Source organism: Bacterioplanes sp. CLAM21, from assembly GCF_059641015.1.
Map to the genome: position 1 here is coordinate 1,317,970 of NZ_CM184929.1, position 20,674 is coordinate 1,338,643.

Here is a 20,674-nt window from a genome sequence, read left to right on the forward strand (position 1 = left end):
CATCGCCAGTTAAGCCCTGGCTGTGCGTAAATTTATGGCGTGTAAATGATTGTCCCAGCTGATATCTGGCCAATGCTGACGTAGTGACGTGCTTTCTTGCAGGCTAAACGCATCTAAATAACGAATATGGCCGCTGGAATTGCTGACAATAAAGTGGCGCTGATCAAGGCTGACACTGAGTCCACAGACATCGTGCATGCGATGAAACCCTGCCAGACGGTTGTCGTCAATATGCCAGAACAAAGCAATATCGCCGCGCGGACTGGTAAAGCCCGCAATGCCGCTGAGATTGTTGATGCGGGTGCTGCCCATGTAGTCGTTGCAGTGCCACAGTAACGTCTCTGGCTCGCCCAATACTCTCAGACTCGAACCTCCAGCTGGTAACAAGGCTGCCAATGGCGCCAGTTGTTGATGCTCGGCTCCCTGGCGTTGCATTTGTAAAGCTACGCTGATGTCGCCGCGACGGCTAACATCCAGATGGCGAATGCTGGCCTTGGGCTCATTAACGCTGAATTCTTGCAATAGCTCACCGTTGTGGCTATCGATCAGGCTCAAGGTGGAGCGCATCGTATCAAGATTTAATACTTGTCGGCCGCTGTCTGGGTGGGTCAATAAGCCACCATTAGCAACCGCGAGGGTACGGCCATCAGGCATAAATTGCAGTTCATGGGGGCCGATGCCGTGGCTGTTGAATTGTGCCAAGACTCGATAGTCGTTGCCATCACGTACGATCAAACGGCCGCGGCCATGGGCAATGTCTGATTCTGTGGTAAACAAGTAGCGCCCATCTGGGCTGAAGCAGGCATGGCCATTGAGATGGTGATGCTCAAGGCAGGTGATGCGCTGAACGACATCGCCACTGACTAAATCAATTTCTACCAACTCGCGGCCAGGGCGACGAGCAACCACTAATAATCGCTGCGGGCGCAATGCATGCTGAATAACATCATGACCGCGCACGCCTGTTGCCGCGGTGTGCACTTGGCCATTTTTGTTACTCCAGGCGGCGCCATATTGCTCTTTGCTTCTCCCTTGAGCCGACACCAATACAGGCTGCGGCTGCTGGCGATTAGCCAGCCAGGAACCTGTTATCGGGGCAGCCAGCATGGGCAGGGTTAAGCCGGCTAATAAAAACTGTCGACGGGCGTTATCTGGTGTTTTATTCATCGATATTTCCTCACAACGAGCGTACAAAGCTCAGCAATTGCTGACGCTGTTGCTGCGACAGTTGAGTGAAGGCTTGCTGGCTGTCGCGAGCTTCGCCGCCGTGCCAGAGAATGGCTTCTTCAATCGAGCGGGCACGGCCATCGTGCAAAAAGTTACGACTGCCACTGATTTGTTGGCTTAGGCCCAAGCCCCACAAAGGAGCAGTGCGCCATTCACGGCCACTGGCTTGGTAGTCGGGTCTATGGTCGGCTAACTCTTCGCCCATATCGTGCAGCAAAAAGTCGCTATAGGGCCAGATATGCTGCTCACCTAAGTGCGGCCGTTCGCTACTGGGCATGGTGATAAAATCTGGCTGATGGCATTGCTGACAGCCGATTTGATAAAACAGCTCACGTCCAGCCAATACTTTTTCAGCCTGGGGCTGACGACGTTTAGGCACACCAATATTGCGATTAAAATTGAGCACCAGCTGCAGTAACTCGTCGCTGATTTCCACCCCATTGGCGTCGTTGCCATTGGCTTGTTTTAAACAAGGTGTTTGGGCGGCAGTGCAGGGCTGCTGCCCAAACAGCGAATTGCTAATGCCAACATCACCGGCAAAAGCGCCGGCAACGGTAATTTCCAAGGTGGCGCGGTTGGCTTTTAGGCCAAATCGACCGGGTGCTTTGACTTGGCGGCGATAATCCCACACCTGGTTCACACGGCCAGAAATACCATCGCCATTGCTGTCTTCTGGGTCGGCTAGGGCATCAATGTCTGCTTGGTTAATCAGCTCAATAAGGCCGGCACCATGAATGGCCGGTGCAATACGCAGGCTCATTAACGTATCTGGGTGCAGTGGGCCATAGCCTAAGTTACGAATTTCAATGCGTGGACGGCGCAACGTCAGTGCTTGTCCGTCGGGGTAAACGAAGTTCTGCTGTTGCCAATGCAAATGTACATAGCCCTCGGGAGCGACCGACATGGGCAAATCAGGCTGGCTTGAGCGTAACTGATGGCCTAGAGCCACCGATTGAGACTGCAACTGGTCGCCATACGTGGGTTCAGCGATGGCACCATGCTGCGGATGTTGGCCAGCAATGCTTAAGCGTAAAAACGCGCTTAATAAGGGTGTGTCTGGGCTGTCGGGCACATGGCCGCGACCGCCTTTGGTATGACAGGCCAGGCAGGTACGAGCGTTATACAAGGGCCCCAATCCATCACGAGCGTCGGTTACGGTGGGGGCTTTTACCCAAGGTTGGTGGGCCAGGGCTTTGCCAGCATAAAACTGGGCTTTATCGGCGAGCGGTAAATTACTGGCAGCCAGCTCAGAACTGGGAAATGGCACTATGTCGACGCTGGTGGCGCCGCCAGGTAAGGCTTCGGCTGGTTGGTAGGGAGGGGCTTGGTCGCAACCGCTTAGTAACACAGCGGCTAGACAGAGCAACAGAGGGACAAACTTTAACGGCATAAGGAGCGGTTCCAGCAAAGCAGCGCGGCAATGGCCGCGCTGCATATCAAGCTAACCGTTATTCGTCGCAGGACGATGTGGGGTTGCTGGTATCACAGGCTGATGCGTCTGGGTCAACGACTACCACGCCCAAATTGATGGCATTGGCCGCTTCAGCAATCACTGCTGCCTGTTCATTCAAGGCGACAATGGTGTCGGCAACTGACGTGGCATCGGTTGATTGGATCAGTACGTCAAATGGCGTGCCGGCACGCGCCTGAGTGTCGATGGCAGAGTAAGCTGTTTCAGTTTTCACCAGAGCAGCGCTCAGTTTGGCCACCAAAACATCCTGACCTTCATCTTTCAGGAAGTCGTCTAGGCCATAACCATCAACGGCATTGGTAGTGACGTCATCGGCGCCATCTAAGGTGCTGTCGTAGCCAGCGTAGCGACCGTAGAAGCTATTCGATACACCTTCGGCATTGAGCCAGATATCACGGTGAGTGTTATCAGAGAAGCATGAATGCTCATCTTCTTGAGAGTTGGCGCTAAAGGCGATCTGCATGCGTTCACCGGCCAATTCACCTTCCGATAGAGTGCCCATACCCGTCATGATTTCTGCCAGTTTCTGTTTGGCCTGCTCCTGAGTCTCAGCTTTTACAAAGGCAGTACGGTAGCTAGCACCCTCGGCCCAGCCATCACGAACTTGTTGCAAGTCAGCAATCAGTTTGTCGACGGCAACTTCCAGGAACTGGAAACGACGATCGGCATTGGCATCCGTAGTAAAGTCGGTAAGCGGGCGCTGGCCGCCAACAGCCAGATTTTGTGTTGCCCAAGTTTTAACGGCGTTGCCACGGTCGGTGCCGTTGGTGGTCTGAGCGTCGTTGTTCAGATCCTGGCCCCACAACAAAAATTCAATGGCGTGATAACCGGAAATGACATCGTGCTCATCTTCTGCCGTGGCGGTATTGGCCAGCAGGTCTGCGTTAATAACGATGTTGCGGTTACCAATAATATTTTCAGCTGGGCTGTTGGTAGCCACGTTAGCATCGATGGCATCGCCATTGTTGACACCGGTTTGGTGTTCGGTAACACCGATCTGATCAGTGCCAAAGTCGCTGTCGTTGGTTTTGACGTAGTCAATCAGTGCTTCACCCAGTGGCCAAGCATTGATATCGCCTTCTGGACCATCTTCATTGCTGTAATCGCTGGAATCGATAGGGCTTAAACGAAAGCGATACACCTCGGTTTGACCATAAGGTTCACGCGCCACCAGCCAGGCTTTTTTAGCGGCATCCAAATTGGCTTGTGTTGGCTCTGCTTTAAATGCAGCAATGGCTGCTTTTAGCGCTTGTGCGGTAGTGACGGCATCGCTGTAGGCGGCGTGAGCAATATCAGCGTTAGTCTTCAGTACTTTTTCAACATTGCTGAGGTTAAGACCCTCTTGCTTATCATTTGAGTCCTTATCATCGCTGCCGCAGGCAGTGACCATCAGCGCTGCAGTCATTGCAGCAACCAGCTTAAGCTTGTTCATATCGTTTCCTTATCTGTGTGGAGCGATGGCAGGCTTGGCCAATAGCACGAGTTCTTCTGAGAGCCTGCTTGGATGCGCTGACGGGATCTATCCCGCTGCGGCGCCACACTGTAATGGTGTTGATAATCACTTTCAACAATGTTGAGTAACAAAAATGATTATCATGCGATTTTGCTTTTGCTATGATACCCGCGTTTATTTTGTGGAAAAAGCCCTAGGTCAATGATCTCAGTGCTGGTTAAAAACAGCACGATGCGATTTGCCGGGTGTTTCAGGAGTCTCGCAGTGCCCAGTAACATGCTTTCCTGCCGTTCTTTCGTTTTTACTCATGCTTTATTGGTTACGTCGCTGTTGGTGGGCTGTGGTGGCTCTGGTTCCAGTAGCGACAAAGCGCCGGTGCTCAGTCAGCAAGAGTTAGGGCGACAACTGTTTAACGATAAAAACCTGTCAGCCAATCGCAGCCAATCCTGTGCCAGTTGTCATAATCCCGAGCATGGTTTTGTCGATAATCGCCAAGGCGCTGATGGCAAAGTGCTGGCAGCCTCGTTGGGCGACGATGGTGTATCGCAAGGTGATCGCAATGCGCCCACAGCAGCTTATGCGCGAATGAGCCCGGAATTTCACCAGGGCCAGCGTCAGCGTTTTAATACCGATGGTGATTTCGGTACCTATCAAGGCTATCTCGGTGGTCAGTTCCATGATGGCCGCGCCCTTAACCTAGCGGAACAAGCCGGTGGGCCACCGTTAAATCCGCTCGAAATGAATATGCCAGATAAAGCCACTGTGGTGGCGCGGTTATTAGAAAATAACGATTATCAACGTGCTTTTCGGGAGCATTTTGGCGCCGATATTTGGGACGATGCTGACGCCGCTTATGCAGCCATGAGCCAAGCCATTGGTGAATTTGAAAAAAGCGCTGAGTTTGCACCCTTTGATTCGCGCTACGATCGTTCGCTATTGCCTGTCGGCGACGCCAATCGCTACAGCTACCACCCAGCGTCAAAAGCAGCGCTGGGCAAAGCGCTATTTTTCTCGACGGAATTTACCAACTGTGCAGCCTGTCATCAGCTAAATGCTCAAGGCAACGGCCAAGAGCCCTTCACTGGCTTCGAATACCATAATCTAGGTGTGCCGGAAAATACTGCACTGCGGGCAAATAACGGCGCTACTGGGCCAGATTTGGGTTTGCAGCAGCATATTGACGACGCGTCATTAGCGGGTAAATTCAAAACACCCACTTTGCGTAATGTGGCGGTGACCGGCCCTTATATGCATAACGGTGTGTTTACCGAGCTCAGTACTGTATTGCTGTTTTATGAACATGCTCGCCAACGCGCCAATGGTCGTGACAGCAGTTTTGTGAATCCTGAAACAGGCCTTGCATGGCGTATACCTGAGGTTGATAGCAACCTCAGTAATGTCGAACTGGCCAGTGGCAGTAAAGACTTTAGTGATGAGCTCAATCGCTTAGCGATGGAGTGCTTTTTGATGTCGCTAACCGATGCTCGTTATGAGCATCTGTTGGATGCCGCAAAAGTCACGGAGTGCGGACTGTAGAGCACACAGGTGGTTTCGCTGCAGCGGCTATGTTGAACAGATAGCCGCCGCTGGAGCCACTGAATGAAGGCTGTTTTGTTTGATATCGATGGCGTGCTGTTTAACGACAGCGGCGCCGTTGCTGGCGCCGCCGATACCTTGCGTTGGGTACGACGACTAAATATTCCCCACTTGTTTGTTAGCAATGCCACCAGCGTTAGCCGGGCAGAAATACTAAGGCGTTTGCAAACTCTCGAGCCTAGTATTCGCGGCGAGCAGCTGCTAACACCGGCCACGGCGGTGCGGCTCTGGCTGACGCAACAGCCTGCTTTACGCCTTGCTCTATTTGTACCTGCTGCGGTGCAAAGCGAACTGCAGGATGTGGCCAGTCATCGTGAAGAAGAGTGTCGCGGTGTGGTCATTGGTGATCTCGGCCCTAGCTGGAGCTATTTTCACTTGAATCATGCGCTGCGTATTCTGCTGCAACGGCCCGGCCAGATGCTTCTGGCACTGGGTATGACCCGCTATCATCACAGCGATCACGGTGTCGAGCTTGATGTCGGGCCTTTTGTTAAAGCGCTGGAATTTGCTTCGGGTCAATCGGCTTTGGTGTTTGGCAAACCGGCATCGGGTTTTTATCAACAAGCACTGCAGCTACTGGATGTCAGTGCTGCAGACACCCTGATGGTCGGTGACGATCTTATGTCTGATGTGATAGCTGCACAGAATTGTGGCATGCAAGGACTGTTGGTACGCACTGGCAAGTACCGCAGTGATGATGAACAAGGCACAGTGAAACCCGATCATGTGCTCGACTCTGTGGCCGATTTGCCTAATTTTTGGCTTGGCTTGTCACACTAGCGTTAACAGGCCCTCGTCCCTCGCTGTTTGCTCACCGCTTGTCTGATCAGTGTGAGATGTCGATAATCCGCCGCCATGAAAAACGTCGTTTACCATTTGCGCCACCAGCAGGCGCAATTATCCACTCGTCCCTTTGCTGCCAGAGGCGCCAAGCTGCGTCGCTGCCAATATTGCATGCTGGCTGAGCAATGGTGTTTGTGTGCCTATGTGCCCAAGGCAGAGCAGGGTCTGGCTTTGTGTTTGGTGTATTACCCTGGGGAAATATTTAAGCCCAGTAATAGCGGTCGCTTATTGGTCGATGTGATCGCTGATTCTCATGCTTGTATTTGGCAGCGCAGTGAGCCTCCCGAAGCGTTAACAGAGCTATTGGAACATCCTCAGTACGCGCCTATGTTGGTGTTTCCGTACGCTTATGCCGAACCAGAGCGCCATTTGGATGATGACGACAAATTGCATGATTATCTGGCGGGGCGAACTCCGCTGTTATTGGTGCTCGATGGCACCTGGCGGCAAGCACGAAAAATGTTTCGCAGTGCATGGTGGGCTGATTTGCCAGTGATTGCGGTGCAGCCGCAGCAGCTGTCGGGCTATGCCTTACGTAAGGCGGTGCAGCCTCATCAGCTGGCCACGGCTGAGGTGATGGTGCCCTTGTTAGAGCGGCTGGGGCAGGCGGCAGCAGGGCAGAAACTGGAGCAGTATTTTGCCCGCTTCCGCCACCACTATTTGCAGGCCAAGTCTAATCACCAAAATCGCTCCTGCCAGAAAATCCCTGAATCGTCCTGACCAGCAAGGCAGCGATTCCTTTACACGCCCAGCACCCGGCTCAAGTGTGCATTGAGGAAACGACCTTCTGGGTCCATATCACGGCGCAGCTCAACAAAGTCGTTAAAGCGCTCATAACGGGCGGCAAAGTCCTCGGCTCTTAGGGTATGGATTTTGCCCCAGTGTGGGCGTCCCTCGTACTTCCAGAAAATAGGCTCGATAGCAGCAAAGTAAGCTTTGTAGTCTTTATCGTGGAAGTTATGGCAGCTAATGGCGAATCCATCACGGCGATAAAACGGGCTCAGCCACACCTGATCGGCAGCGACATAACGCGCTTCAATGGGGAAAATCACCGGAATATTTTGCTGCTTAATGGTGTCCAGTACTTCTTTTAAACACTGAGGCCCCACTTCAGCAGGCACCACGTATTCCATCTCGTTAAACAAGATATCGCGCAAATTGCCAAAAATTTCGTGGGATTTACCGTAGCGTGTTTCCGGTTCCACCCCACTGGCGCCAAAGTTGACCAACCAGCTGCGCATAAAGGGCAGGTAGTCGATCATATTGGACATCATGCGAAAGGCTTCATAAGCGTCGCCACTGGGGGCTGGCGGATTGGTTGGGATGTCGCTGGCGGAGACTTTATCGATGGCAATGCCGAGCATATAGTCGCTGTGCGGCAGGGCATACATTTCATAATGGCGATGTTTGTCGCGTAACTCTTCGGCCCGGGCCAGCCCTTCTTCTTCTGACATCATCCAGCTGGTTTCTTTCAGATGGTAGGCTGAATCGGCCTTGATCCGCGCTTTACTCATAATCCCGAGTGCGCCCAGATGGTTACCGGCGGCATAAAACAAATCGCTGTTGTGGGTCGGGCTGCATTGCACCATGTCGCCGTTGGCTTTAATCATATTGACGCTGCGCAAATGGCTAGACAGTGTACCTAGGTGTTTGCCGGTACCGTGGGTCGAGGTCGCAATGGCTCCGGCAAACGACTGGCTGTCGATATCGGACATATTGATGGTCGACAGGTCATGCTTCCACAGCTCCTTACCGAGCATGGATAAGCGCGTACCAGCCCAAACATCAGCTTCCTGTGCCGCGCGATCCACATTTTCGACACCGCGCAAGCGCGCCAGTGATAACAGTGTTTGCTCCGTCGGTACTAGGCCACTAAAGCTGTGGCCGGAGCCTACGCAGCGCACCCTTCCTTGGGCTGTTTTAATGGCGTCAATGAGCTGCTCTTCGCTGCGTGGTACCCAGCGCTCGCTGGGCTGACAGCTTTGATTGCCAGACCAGTTTTTCCATGGCAGCACCCGTTTGCCGTCGGCGCCGACAATGCCGGGCATAGGTTTGGGGTCGTTAGAGGAGCAAGCCACGGTTGAGCTCGCCAGCATGCTAGCACCCACCGCTTTCAATAAATGGCGGCGACTGAGTTGAATGCGCTCGAACTTCATAGGTTATTGCTCCTTGGCCATGTAGAGGATGAGATCGCGGATATCGTCTTCAGTGCATTCGGCGCAGGTGCCCATGGCGGGCATATTGCCGATGCCTTGAATGGCATGATTGACGAGCGTATCCATGCCTTGCTCAACGCGACTGCGCCATTCTTCGCTGAACGCTGTGGGGGCTCCGGATACGCCGACGCCGTGACAGCTGGAGCAATAGAGGTCATACAGTTCGATGGTGTAGTCGTCGGTTGCGACGGCCGAGCTGGCGCTGGCAAGCAGTGCCGCGGCGAGTACAGTGGTTTTTATCATTTTTCTGGCTCCCCGAATGATGCGCTCAGGGTACCCAAAGTGAAACGATCGTACAAGGTTTGCTGTGCGGCAAAATATCCCTCTTGGTACCGTCATTGAGCCAAGTTCATAACGGTGTGATCGACGAGGCGCTAGCGAATTTGTAACTGATAGCGGCTGCTGCGGGCACTGCTGGGCCAGCGCTGCCATAAGCGTTGCTGCAGGAACTGATCTACCCGTTGCAGCATCACGCCACGCTGCACCAGCTTGGGCAGCTCTTGTTCCAGCACCTGTAATGATTCGGGGTAGGGGTGACCAATCAAGACCGCATAACCGCGTTGCTGGGCGAGTTCGACGGCACGTTCGAACTGACGCCGGATGGCTGTGTGGTCGACATTGTGATCAAGAAAAACATCACGTCTTAGGGCCGGTAAGCGCTGGGCCAAGGCCTGCTGCAGGGCGACGCTGTCGGCACTGGTGAGGCTATCGACAAAAAACATCCCGTGACTAGATAAGCCTTGCATCACCGCGCGCATAGAATCGTGATGGCGGGTCAGCAGGCTGCCCATATGATTGTTCATGCCGGTAACAAAGGGCACTGAGTGCAGGGCGTCGGCCAATACCTGCTGCAATTGGGTGGCAGACATATCGGCCGTTAATGCCCCAGGGCCTAATTTAGCGCCATGGTCGTTGGACATAGGAGCATGCAACATTATGCCGTGGCCGCGCCTGTGGGCTTGCTCGGCCAGGGTTTTGGCAAATGGCGTATAGGGCAATATCGCAACCGAGATGGGGCCAGGCAAGGCGAGAGTGCGCTCTCCCAGTGCTCGGTTATTGCCCAAATCGTCGATGATGATTAATAACGTGGCTGCCTGACAGGGGCCGCTCATCAGCCCCAGCAGGCACAACAGCCTGATGATCATGCGTCGTTAACTGTACTGCTCTGAGTGGTCGGTTTCAAAATGCTCAGGCCTCGCAACAGGGTATGGGCTTCGTACAGTTGGAAATCCTGTTTTAACAGCTCGCGGGCGCTATTTTTCTTGCCGTCTGTTGATTGCTCAGCCTGTTGCTCTGGCTCACCTTCAGGATTACTGAGATGGCCAGGCAGGTCGGCTTCTTTGAAGTAACGTTGTTTATAGGGGGTCACCTCACTTTGCTCGATCCAGATATCTGGCTCAATGCCCTGGGCCTGAATGGAGCGGCCATTAGGGGTAAAATAACGCGCGGTAGTGAGCTTAATGGCGGTGTCTTCGGTAATAGGCAATACGCTTTGTACCGAACCTTTGCCAAATGACTGGGTGCCAACTATGACCGCACGCTGATGATCTTGCAGTGCACCGGCGACAATTTCAGAGGCGGAGGCAGAACCGCCATTCACCAGCACCACCACTGGCAGCTGCTTAGCAATGGTGCGTTGGGTGGCAGAATAACGTAAGCGTGAGTTGGCGGCGCGGCCTTCGGTGTAGACAATCAATCCATCGTCAATAAAGGCATCGGCGACTTCGACCGCAGCATCTAGCACACCACCTGGGTTATTGCGCAAATCGAGAATCAAGCCAGTGAGGTTACCTTGCTGCCAATCGAGCAGAGCGGCATTTAACTCACGGCCGGTATTGGCTTGGAATTGGGTAATGCGAATATAGCCAATGCCATTGCCCATCATTTCGGTACGGACACTGGCCACTTTGATTTCAGCGCGTTCCAGCGTAAAGCTGAGCAGCTCTTTTTCGCCCTGGCGGCGCACTTCCAGATCAATGCTTGTGCCGGGTGCACCGCGCATGCGCTCGATGGCATCGGTTAGGCTCATGCCCATCACCGGATCACCATCCAGGGTCACGATTAAATCGCCCGACTCAATGCCGGCTTCTTTGGCGGGCGTGTCGTCAATGGGGGTGACAACACGAATCAGGCCGTCTTCCATGCCGACTTCAATACCCAGGCCGCCAAATTTGCCCGAGGTATGCTCTTGTAAATCATTGTAATCTTCCGGCTGCAAATAAGCCGAGTGAGGGTCAAGTGACGACAGCATGCCGTTAATGGCGTATTCAAACAGGGTTTTGTCGTCAACGTCCTCTACATAAGCACTGCGGATACGCTCAAAAATTTCGGTGAAGTTGCGCAGTTCTTGCAGCGGCAGTTGGGTTTGCGGCGCAGGCACTGCTTCTGGCTCAAGGGCCTGCTGTGGCTGCGTTGGCGCTTCATTAGCAAAAACATTAAGGGACAGCAGTAACGCAGCGGGTAACAATGAAAAACGGTACATGAAAAGGTCTCGACCGGTAAATGTTGCAAGAATGGCACAAAATCAGCGGCGTTTCAGCCATGTGGCCGGATCCTGTGCACGGCCCTTATAACGGATCTCAAAATACAGCGTCGGTTCCTCATTACTGCTGGTGCGGCCGCTACGGGCGATAACATCGCCTCGGTTGACCCAACTGCCCAGCTCGTGGAACAGGGCTTGGTTATTGGCGTACAGGCTTAAATAGCCATCGCCATGGTCGAGAATGCTGACCAAGCCAAAGCCGCGTAACCAATCGGAAAACACCACCCGGCCATGGTGCACTGCCGTCACGGGCTGACCTTCGCGGCTTTGCAACAACCAGCCATGGCGACGGGCTTTGGTTTCTTGATTGGTGCTGCCATAGGCTTCCAGTACCCGCGAGTGAGCCAGTGGCATGGGCAGTTTGCCTTTCACCGAGCGAAACGGGCGCTCGTCGTCTTTGCGGTCGGTATTGGCCAGTAGGTGCTCAACTTCCTGCAGTAAACGCTCCAATCGTTTGCGGTCGGCTTGCTTGCGCTTAAGGCGTTGTTGCTCGTTACTCATGCTACTTTGCAAGCGAGCCATTAAGGTCTTTTGCTGTTGCCGCTGCTGTTTGAGCTGCGCATTTTTCTGCTGCAGTTGCTGCTCAGTATTTGCCAAGCGCTGCTGTTGCTGCTCGACTTCTTCATCGATGCGGGCCAGTCGTTGTAATTCGCTGATTAACCGCTCGATGCGCTCGGCTCTGGCTTGATTAAAGGATTGAAAGTAGCGCAGCAAACGCTGGCTTTGTTGCGGATCGTCCTGATTGAGCAGTACTTTCAGCGGTGCAGCGTTGCCCATGCGGGCAGCGCTGCGCACTTGGTCAGCGAGGTGGCGGCGGTGTTGTTGTTGCAGAAGTTGGAGCTGTCCTTGCTCCTCACGGAGCTTTTTTAGCTTGGCACGCTCCTGTTCTAATTGTTGGCGTGTTTGCTCGATGAGGCGGGTTAGCTCGGCAATGTCTTTATCCGATCGCTGCAGCGCATGGTCAAGATCGCTGTATTCCTGGCGCGCATCTTTTAGCCAGCTTTGCAGCTTAGTAATCTCTTGCTGCAAGACTTTAAGCTTGGCCTCGTCATCATCTGCGTGGGCAGTGACGCTGCTCAGCATCAGCAAACACAACAGTAGTGCGCGCACAGGACCTCCGATATTTACGCTGACCAATTAATCAAGGGCGTTCCTGACATTTCCGCTGGTATGGGTAGCTGCATCATAGTCAACAGCGTCGGTGCTACATCACACAAACGGCCAGGGGCTAACTGTACTGTCTCGGCGCGATTATGCACATAGATCATATCCACCGGGCCTGTGGTGTGCTGAGTCATAGCGCGGCCCTGATCGTCGATCATTTGCTCGGCGTTGCCATGATCGGCGGTAATCAAACATTCACCACCCACTTCCAGTAATGCCTCTGTGACGCGCTTTAGGCAGGTATCCAGGCACTCGGCTGCTTTGACTGTGGCGTCGTAATCACCGGTGTGGCCGACCATATCGCCATTGGCGTAGTTGCAGACAATCAGATCATAGCCGCCATTTTTGATGGCATCGACCAGCTTGTCGGTTACTTCGGGTGCGCTCATTTCAGGCTTTAGGTCGTAGGTGGCAACATCGGGTGACGAGATCAACTCTCGAGTTTCACCGTCGTATTCAGCTTCACGGCCACCGGAAAAGAAGAAGGTAACGTGGGCATATTTTTCCGTCTCAGCAATGCGCAGCTGTTTTTTGCCTAGATTGGCCAAGTATTCACCGATGCCATTGACCAGAGCCTGGGGTGGGTAGGCGCAGCTAGCAGCAATGGTCGCCGCGTATTCCGTCATCATGACAAAGTCGGATAGCTGTGGCCTTTGCTGGCGCTGGAAACCGCAGAAATCATCACCGTCGACAAAAGCGCGGGTCAGCTCACGCGCGCGGTCTGGGCGGAAGTTAAAGAAGATGATGCTATCGCCATCCTTCACCTGGGCATCGGCCGCGCCAATCACGGTGGCTTTAACGAATTCGTCGTTTTCGTTGCGGTCATAAGCTGCTGCTAGGGCAGCGCTGCCACTGTCGGCTTGATGTTCTGCCACACCTTCAGTCATGGCACGGTAAGCGCTTTCGATGCGCTCCCAGCGATTGTCTCGATCCATGGCGTAAAAGCGGCCAACTAAGGTGGCCAAACGACCATTGCCGAGCTGTGCCAGTTTTTGCTCGACCTTTTCAATCGATGGCTGAGCTGAGCGCGGTGGCATATCACGGCCATCCAGAATGCCGTGCACAAGCGAGCGCGAAACGCCGCGTTGTTTGGCCATGTCCAGCAGTGCCAGTAGATGATCTTCATGGCTATGCACACCACCGGGCGACAGCAGACCCACAAAATGTACTGCACCACCTGCGGCTATGGCTTTATCCATGGCTGCGGTGAGCGCTGGGTTGGTGGCCAGTTCGCCATCTTCGATGGCTTTATTAATGCGGGTGTAGTTTTGATAAACGATGCGCCCGGCGCCGAGATTCATATGTCCAACTTCGGAGTTGCCCATTTGCCCGTCCGGCAAGCCGACGGCGGCTCCGGATGTTTGCATCAACGCATTCGGATAGTTCGCCAGCAATGCATCCCAAGTGGGGGTATGGGCATTGGCGATAGCATTGTGCTCGGTTTCCTCACGGTGGCCCCAGCCATCAAGGATGATCAGAGCAACGGGGGTTGGACGTGTGTTCATTGTGACAAACCCGGGTCAAGTGGACGAAAGGGGCGGCATTGTACCCTAGCTGCCTAGCGCTGCCTATTTTGCCACCAGCACGCTGGTGAGCGTCGGCACCAAGCGCTATACTGCGCGCTTTATTTTTGACTGGTAGTGAACAACATTATGGCTCAAATGTTTGAATTCATTGGTAATCACTGGTGGTTGGTTGGCCTGTGGACAGCGTTTTTGCTGGCCTGGATCTGGGACGGCCGGCAACGCAGCGGTGCTACGGTATCTGTGGCTCAAGCAACTGTGATGATCAACAAACACGACGCCATCGTGGTGGATATTCGCGATAAAAAAGAGTTCCGCGAAGGCCACCTAGTAAACGCTATTAACATTCCATACAACAATCTTGCCAGCCGTCTTGGAGAGTTAACTCCGCACAAAGACAAGCCTGTGATTCTGGTCTGCAAAACCGGCCAAACGGTATCATTGGCAGGCAAAATGCTGCGAGAAAAAGGATTCAACGCTGTGCGTTTGCATGGCGGCATGATGGAATGGACTGGCCAGAACCTGCCGGTTGTCAAAAAGTAACATTTTAATTACCGCTCTAATTTAAGGATACGACCATGGCCGACAACGATAAGCCTCAATTCGCACTGCAGCGCATTTACATCAAAGACGCGTCTTTTGAAGCGCCTAATACACCTCGAACTTTCACTCAAGAGTGGAAGCCTGAAATCAAACTGGACCTGAACAGCGGTGCTCGCAAGGTCGACGAAGGTTTTTACGAGGTATCCGTAAAGGTCACTATCACAGCGACCAATGGCGAAGAAACTGCCTTCCTGGTGGAAATGATGCAGTGCGGTCTGTTTGCCATTCAGAACATTCCAGAAGATCAACTGCAGCCAATGCTGGGTGCCATGTGCCCTAACATTCTGTTCCCATACCTGCGTGAAAGTGTTGATGCCATGGTAGTTAAAGGTGGCTTCCCAGCGCTGATGCTGGCACCGATTAACTTTGATGCCCTGTACCAGCAGCGTGTACAGCAAGCCCAGCAGCAAGCTGAGCAAGCACAAAACGAAGAAGCGACTCACTAATCGTTGCTTTTCGTCAGTGTTAAAAAAACGCGGCCTTGGTCGCGTTTTTTTATGCCGGTGATTTTTGTCGGTGATGATGGTGTTAGGCAGCGGCTTTATTTAAACTTCCACAAAACTTGTACATAGTGATGGGAGCGTTTGTGGAAAGCCGTCAACAATCATCCTTTGGTGTCCTGCTGGTTAACCTGGGCACCCCCAAAGCACCAACCGCCAGTGCCGTGCGTGAATACCTGGCCGAATTTCTGTGGGATAAACGTGTGGTCGACGTGCCACGACCGCTGTGGTGGCTGATTTTACATGGCGTGATCTTGCGCATTCGCCCGCACAAGGTGGCCAAAGCTTACGCCAGCGTATGGAGTGAAGACGGCTCGCCATTGATGAGCATTTCGCGTCAGCAACAAGCGGCGTTGCAGCAATGTTTAGGGCCTGATATTCCAGTGGCACTGGCGATGACGTACGGCGAGCCCACTATGGAACAGGCTGGGCTGGAGCTACGCCGGGCTGGGGTCGAGAAGATTCTGGTGTTGCCGCTATTTCCGCAAAACTCATCCTCTACCACGGCTGCAGTGCATGATCGTTTGGCAAAAGGCTTGGCTCGCTGCCCACATTTGCCAGAGCTTCGCTGGGTCAGTCATTACCATGATCATCCGCTTTACATCAAAGCGCTGGCCAATTCAGTGCGGGAATATTGGGCTGAACATGGTCAGGGCGATCGCTTAATGATGTCATTTCATGGCATTCCGCAGCGTTATGAGGATCGCGGTGATCCTTACCCGAGCCAGTGCCGAGCCACGGCGGAAGCGCTGGCAGTTGAGCTGGGGTTAACCGCTGAGCAGTGGATTTGCTCATTTCAATCGCGTTTTGGCCGTGAAGAATGGGTCAAGCCCTATACTGATCATACCTTGCAGCAATGGGGTCGTGATGGTCTGGCACGGGTGGATATGATCAGCCCGGCATTTGCCGCCGACTGTCTGGAAACTCTGGAAGAGCTGGAAGTCGAAAATCGCGATAACTTTATCCAAGCCGGTGGCCAGCAATACCACTACATTCCTTGCCTTAATGTGCGCGACGATCATATTCAGTTGCTGGCGCAACTGGTGCAGCAGCATAGCCAAGGCTGGTAATGGATACAGCAGAGTCAGTGATTTGCGAGCTTCGATCATAGAGCTGGGGCGGCACGCTGTGTAACTATGGCGCAGCCAATAACCAGCAGAGATTGCAGTATGACGGAACGAATCCTTTGTGAGATAGACCAGGGCATCGCCACGGTATGGCTGAATCGCCCGGACAAGCTCAATGGCCTGGACATGCCGATGTTCAAGCAAATGGTGGCCATGGCCAAGCGTTTGCGTCGTGATCGTTCTGTACGCTGTGTGGTGCTGGCGGCTAAAGGTGAGTCCTTTTGTGCCGGGCTGGACTTTAAGGCCTTAAGCCAGGACCCGAGCATGGTGCCTAAGGTGTTTTTGAAATGGCCGTGGCGCAAGCAAAACCTGGCACAGCAAATCGCCCATTGCTGGCGTGACTTGCCTGTGCCGGTGATCTGCGCCATTCATGGCAACTGCTTTGGTGGCGGTATGCAGATTGCGTTGGCTTGCGATTACCGTATCGCCAGTCCTGATGCCAACCTCAGCATTATGGAAATGAAATGGGGTCTGATTCCAGATATGAGCGGCATGGTAACCTTGTCGCGGCTTACGCGGGTTGACATCGCCCAAGAGCTGATCATGACGGGGCGCCAGTTTTCCGCCCAGGAAGGCTGTGATTTTGGTTTGATTAGCCGCCTAGAAGATGAGCCCGTTGTGGCTGCGCAGGAGTTGGCGCGCACTGTTGCTAGTCAATCGCCCGATGCGGTGGCGGCCAGTAAATATCTATTGAAAAAAACCTGGCAGGTAGGCGAGCGGCGGGCGCTGTTGTGGGAGCGCTGGGTGCAAATGCGCTTGTTAGGGCGCAAGAATCAACGCATTGCTATGCAAAACGGCTTGCGGCGTGATGCTGAACCCAAGCCGTTTTCGGATCGCACGTCGTTTCGCTGACAGTAAATCGCTGGTTGGATGGTTAGTTTCGTGGCGTGGGCCTTAATGTTCCGCAGATGATATTGGCCCTCTAGACGATACCGACAATGGCGTCATCGATGACGGTGCTGGTGCATTGGCAGCGCGTAAATAACACCAAGCATCGTATTGGCTCATAAACACTTGGCCACTGAGCTGATTAAGGAAGTCTGAGCGCTGTAACTGGTCCATAACCGGGCCTTTGACCTCCGATAAATGCAGGGTTACGCCGCTGTCTTGTAGGCGCAGATTGATGGCTTCGAGGCTTTCCAGCGCCGACGCGTCGATCCAGTTCACCGCCGGGCACATCAGTACTAAATGCTCAACGCTTTGCTGCTGTGCCACCTTGGCGGTAATCACATCTTCTAAATAGCGCGCATTGGCAAAATACAGTGACTCATCCATGCGCAGGGTCAGGATACGGGCATCGGTTTCGACCTTTACCCGTTCAACGTTGCGAAAATGTTCGGTACCTGGCACGCGTCCAACCACCGCATGGTGGGGCTTGCTGGTGCGGTATAAAAACAGCAAGATCGATAAACCAACGCCAGCGCAAATGCCAACCTCCACCCCCTGAAACAAGGTCAGCAATATGGTTGCCAGCATGGCGGCAAAGTCACTGCGGGAATAATGCCAGGTGCGTTTGATGGCGGCGAAATCAACCAAGGACAGCACCGCTACTATGATGGTCGCTGCCAAGGTCGCTTGCGGCAAATAATACAACCAGGGCGTTAGGGTCAGGGTCGCAATGGCGATGGCAATGGCAGTCAAAGCACCGGCCGCCGGGGTTTGGGCGCCGGCATCAAAGTTGACGACAGAGCGTGAAAAACCGCCGGTGACTGGAAAGCCGCCCGACACTGATGAAGCCAGATTAGCGCTGCCAAGGGCGATCAACTCTTGGTTGGGATCGATGCGTTGACGACGTTTAGCGGCCAAGGTTTGGGCTACGGAAACAGACTCGACAAAACCAACCACACTGATTAACAGTGCTGGTATCAGCAGTTGTTGCCATAAGCTGAGGTCAAACAGCGGCAACGACAAGGATGGCAAGCCCGCGGGAATCGTGCCGACGACACGTACACCTTGCTGCGCCAAATCCAGCTGCCAAGTCAGCACTGTGCTGGCGATCACTGCCACTACTGGACCCGCTTTGGCCATCATATCGGCCCCGAAGTCGCTCATCCCGATGCGTTTAAGCAAGGGTTTAAGCCGAGTGCGAATCCACACCAGTAACAGCACACAACTGCTCCCTATGATCAAAGTGATGACGTGCAGACTTTGACCATGATTGAGCAATGAGCCGAGCAGCTGCAACAGGTTATGGCCATGGGCGTCGATGCCGGCCAAGTGGCGCAGTTGACTGGCGGCAATAATGAGTCCGGAGGCGGTGATGAATCCTGAAATGACCGGATGACTAAGAAAGTTTGCCAGCATGCCAAGGCGCATTAGCCCCATTAATAGCAAGATGCCACCGGATAATAGCGCCAGCACCATAGCGGCCGCCAGATACTGCTCGGTACTGGTGAGGCCTAACTGGCCCAGGGCCATGGCGGTCATTAGCGACACCACGGCCACCGGCCCAACAGCTAAGGTTCGACTGGAGCCAAACAGGGTATATGCCAGCAATGGCAACATGCTGGCGTATAGGCCAACCTCAGCCGGCACACCTGCCAGCAGGGCATAGGCCAACGATTGTGGAATCAGCATAATGGTGACGATTAATGCCGCCACCAAATCGCTGGCAAAGGTGATGCGGTCGTAACGCTTGAGCCAGGACAGCATAGGCAGATAGCGCTGCAGCATAGCTTATCGACGCTCCTCCGCGGGAATAGTCTGCCCGCCTTCCTGGGCTGGCGCTTGGCGCGGCATAACAGTGGGCTGTACCAGCCACTCGCGCCCTTTTAGCAGAGCATTCCAGTACACCCATGGCAGCACTTTTTCCTTTAAGTGCCAGGCCAGGCGGGTGGGTTGAGTGCCTTCGATTAACCAGCGCGGCAGGGTGGGGTCTAACTGGCCGCCGTAGCAGAACTCGGCCAGCACAATTTTGCCGCGCTCCACCGTTAATGGGCAGGCGCCGTAGCCGTTATACACGGCACGCGGTGATTCGCCGTTTAATACCATGACAATGTTTTCGGCCACCACGGGGGCTTGCTTGCGGATGGCGGCAGCGGTTTTGGCATTGGGTGTATTGCCGACATCCCCCAGGCCAAAGACATTGCCGTAACGGCTGTGCTGCAAGGTCTCGCTATTTAAATCGAGCCAACCGCCATCGCCAGCCAGAGGGCTGTCGGCAATAAAATCAGGCGCACATTGTGGTGGGCAGACGTGCAGCATATCGAAGGATTTTTCTATCGTTTGCTGCTCACCGTCGGCGTTACTGACATTAAAAAGCGCCGTTTTGGCCTGACCATCGACGGCAATCAGGTTGCTGAAGTAGTTCACCTGGATGCCGTAGTGATCAATGTAGCTTTGCAGCGCTGGTACATAATCGGCGACGCCAAACAGCACGCCGCCGGCATTGCAGAACTCGACCTGCATATCACCCAACCGACCCTGGCGTTGCCAGTGATCGCACGATAAATACATGGCTTTTTGCGGAGCGCCGGCGCATTTAATGGGCATTGCTGGTTGGGTAAACAGAGCCGTGCCGCTGCTGGTGTTTTGCACCAGTTCCCAGGTGTAAGGGGCCAGGTCAAACACATAGTTAGAGGTCACACCGTGTTGGCCCAACGTATCTCTGATGCCGTCGATGGCATCCCAATTGAGCTTTAGACCCGGGGCGACCACCAAAATGCGATAACCAATGCATTCGCCATCTTCCAACACAATATGCTGCTGTTCAGGCACAAAGCGGCTACAGGCAGCGTGATACCAATGGGCATCTTTGGGCATTATTTGTTGCATCGGACGCGAGGTGTCACTGCGTTGAAACACACCGCCGCCGACCAAGGTCCAGCCGGGCTGATAAAAGTGCTCACTGCGAGGTTCGACGATGGCAATGTCGAGATCAGGCTGTCGCTTGAGCAGGCTACTGGCCACGGCCTGACCGCCGGTTCCACCGCCGATAATCACCACATCGTGACGACGACCGGCAACGCTATTCACGCCTTGTCGCTCGCTGGCCAGTTGCTGTAAACGCTGGCGCTGAGCGCTGAGGTCATAGCCGGCATGGGCAGTGGTACTGAGAATGGCGTCCACATCTAGCTTTGGGGCGGTAGATAACGCCCATAACGTGGCGCAGCGTGTTCCAGTGCGACAATAGGCCAACACCGGTCCGGTCAGCTCGCCCATGCTGGTAGCAAAGTGCTGGATATCCTGATCGCCAATTTGCCCCGACACCACCGGCTGATAGCGAAACTCCAGCCCGTGGCGCTCACAGGCTGCGGCCATCTCCTCATGGTCGGGCTGATCGTCACCTTCGCCATCTGGGCGGTTGCAGACAATGGCTCGAAAACCGCGTGCTGCGGCAATACCAATGTCGCTGCTGCTCAGTTGTGGACTAACACTGAGAAACGGCGTGAGGGTTTTAATATCCATGT

18 protein-coding genes are annotated in these 20,674 nt (G+C 54.0%); 7 read left to right on the top strand and 11 right to left on the bottom strand.

All coding sequences use genetic code 11. The features are described 5' to 3' along the window. Positions 1 to 9 precede the first annotated feature (9 nt). Genes AC55FS_RS06290 through AC55FS_RS06300 form a run of 3 tightly spaced genes read right to left on the bottom strand, consistent with a single transcriptional unit; the run spans position 10 to position 4,130 of the window. Positions 10 to 1,167, bottom strand: coding sequence for a DUF1513 domain-containing protein (locus AC55FS_RS06290; RefSeq protein ID WP_496935220.1), 1,158 nt, complete (start codon positions 1,165 to 1,167; stop codon positions 10 to 12). A gap of 10 nt (positions 1,168 to 1,177) precedes the next feature. Further along, complete coding sequence (locus AC55FS_RS06295; protein ID WP_496935221.1) at positions 1,178 to 2,617, bottom strand: di-heme oxidoreductase family protein; 1,440 nt, start codon at positions 2,615 to 2,617, stop codon at positions 1,178 to 1,180. Positions 2,618 to 2,675: 58 nt separating this feature from the next. Continuing rightward, positions 2,676 to 4,130: an imelysin family protein gene (locus tag AC55FS_RS06300; protein WP_496935222.1), complete on the bottom strand. Its 1,455-nt coding sequence runs from the start codon at positions 4,128 to 4,130 to the stop codon at positions 2,676 to 2,678. Positions 4,131 to 4,415: 285 nt separating this feature from the next. Between AC55FS_RS06300 and AC55FS_RS06305 the strand changes: the two genes are divergently transcribed. From AC55FS_RS06305 to AC55FS_RS06315, 3 genes are all read left to right on the top strand, one after another. Then, a complete protein-coding gene (locus tag AC55FS_RS06305) occupies positions 4,416 to 5,687 on the top strand; it encodes a cytochrome-c peroxidase (RefSeq protein WP_496935223.1) in 1,272 nt (423 codons plus the stop codon). A gap of 63 nt (positions 5,688 to 5,750) precedes the next feature. Continuing rightward, complete coding sequence (locus AC55FS_RS06310) at positions 5,751 to 6,527, top strand: TIGR01458 family HAD-type hydrolase (protein WP_496935224.1); 777 nt, start codon at positions 5,751 to 5,753, stop codon at positions 6,525 to 6,527. Positions 6,528 to 6,602: 75 nt separating this feature from the next. Then, a complete protein-coding gene (locus tag AC55FS_RS06315) occupies positions 6,603 to 7,310 on the top strand; it encodes a tRNA-uridine aminocarboxypropyltransferase (RefSeq protein WP_496935225.1) in 708 nt (235 codons plus the stop codon). 20 nt (positions 7,311 to 7,330) lie between these two features. Here the strand turns inward: AC55FS_RS06315 and AC55FS_RS06320 are convergent, their stop codons facing one another. The 6 genes from AC55FS_RS06320 to gpmI form a co-directional block, all read right to left on the bottom strand. Continuing rightward, a complete protein-coding gene (locus tag AC55FS_RS06320) occupies positions 7,331 to 8,746 on the bottom strand; it encodes a D-arabinono-1,4-lactone oxidase (protein ID WP_496935227.1) in 1,416 nt (471 codons plus the stop codon). Between the two features lie 3 nt (positions 8,747 to 8,749). Then, positions 8,750 to 9,049, bottom strand: coding sequence for a c-type cytochrome (locus tag AC55FS_RS06325; protein WP_496935228.1), 300 nt, complete (start codon positions 9,047 to 9,049; stop codon positions 8,750 to 8,752). Positions 9,050 to 9,180: 131 nt separating this feature from the next. Next, the gene (locus AC55FS_RS06330) at positions 9,181 to 9,951 is read right to left on the bottom strand and encodes a divergent polysaccharide deacetylase family protein (RefSeq protein WP_496935229.1); all 771 of its coding nucleotides are present in this window, start codon (positions 9,949 to 9,951) and stop codon (positions 9,181 to 9,183) included. Further along, complete coding sequence (locus AC55FS_RS06335) at positions 9,948 to 11,288, bottom strand: S41 family peptidase (protein ID WP_496935230.1); 1,341 nt, start codon at positions 11,286 to 11,288, stop codon at positions 9,948 to 9,950. The genes AC55FS_RS06330 and AC55FS_RS06335 overlap by 4 nt, the downstream gene beginning before the upstream one ends. A gap of 42 nt (positions 11,289 to 11,330) precedes the next feature. Beyond that, positions 11,331 to 12,458, bottom strand: a complete 1,128-nt coding sequence (locus tag AC55FS_RS06340) for a murein hydrolase activator EnvC family protein (RefSeq protein WP_496935231.1) — start codon at positions 12,456 to 12,458, stop codon at positions 11,331 to 11,333. A gap of 14 nt (positions 12,459 to 12,472) precedes the next feature. Beyond that, positions 12,473 to 14,017 carry a 2,3-bisphosphoglycerate-independent phosphoglycerate mutase gene (gene gpmI, locus AC55FS_RS06345; protein WP_496935232.1) on the bottom strand — a complete coding sequence of 515 codons (1,545 nt, stop codon included), beginning with the start codon at positions 14,015 to 14,017 and terminating at the stop codon, positions 12,473 to 12,475. Positions 14,018 to 14,164: 147 nt separating this feature from the next. Between gpmI and AC55FS_RS06350 the strand changes: the two genes are divergently transcribed. From AC55FS_RS06350 to AC55FS_RS06365, 4 genes are all read left to right on the top strand, one after another. Beyond that, the gene (locus tag AC55FS_RS06350) at positions 14,165 to 14,578 is read left to right on the top strand and encodes a rhodanese-like domain-containing protein (RefSeq protein WP_496935233.1); all 414 of its coding nucleotides are present in this window, start codon (positions 14,165 to 14,167) and stop codon (positions 14,576 to 14,578) included. Positions 14,579 to 14,613: 35 nt separating this feature from the next. Then, positions 14,614 to 15,084: a protein-export chaperone SecB gene (gene secB, locus AC55FS_RS06355; protein WP_496935234.1), complete on the top strand. Its 471-nt coding sequence runs from the start codon at positions 14,614 to 14,616 to the stop codon at positions 15,082 to 15,084. Positions 15,085 to 15,224: 140 nt separating this feature from the next. Continuing rightward, positions 15,225 to 16,208, top strand: coding sequence for a ferrochelatase (gene hemH / locus AC55FS_RS06360; RefSeq protein ID WP_496935235.1), 984 nt, complete (start codon positions 15,225 to 15,227; stop codon positions 16,206 to 16,208). 99 nt (positions 16,209 to 16,307) lie between these two features. Then, entirely contained in the window at positions 16,308 to 17,117 is an 810-nt protein-coding gene (locus tag AC55FS_RS06365) for a crotonase/enoyl-CoA hydratase family protein (RefSeq protein ID WP_496935236.1), read from the top strand. A 42-nt stretch (positions 17,118 to 17,159) separates the two neighbouring features. Here the strand turns inward: AC55FS_RS06365 and AC55FS_RS06370 are convergent, their stop codons facing one another. Together AC55FS_RS06370 and AC55FS_RS06375 are read right to left on the bottom strand one after the other, a co-directional pair. Further along, the gene (locus tag AC55FS_RS06370; RefSeq protein ID WP_496935238.1) at positions 17,160 to 18,938 is read right to left on the bottom strand and encodes a SulP family inorganic anion transporter; all 1,779 of its coding nucleotides are present in this window, start codon (positions 18,936 to 18,938) and stop codon (positions 17,160 to 17,162) included. 3 nt (positions 18,939 to 18,941) lie between these two features. Further along, the gene (locus tag AC55FS_RS06375; protein ID WP_496935239.1) at positions 18,942 to 20,672 is read right to left on the bottom strand and encodes a bifunctional protein tyrosine phosphatase family protein/NAD(P)/FAD-dependent oxidoreductase; all 1,731 of its coding nucleotides are present in this window, start codon (positions 20,670 to 20,672) and stop codon (positions 18,942 to 18,944) included. Positions 20,673 to 20,674: the final 2 nt, after the last annotated feature.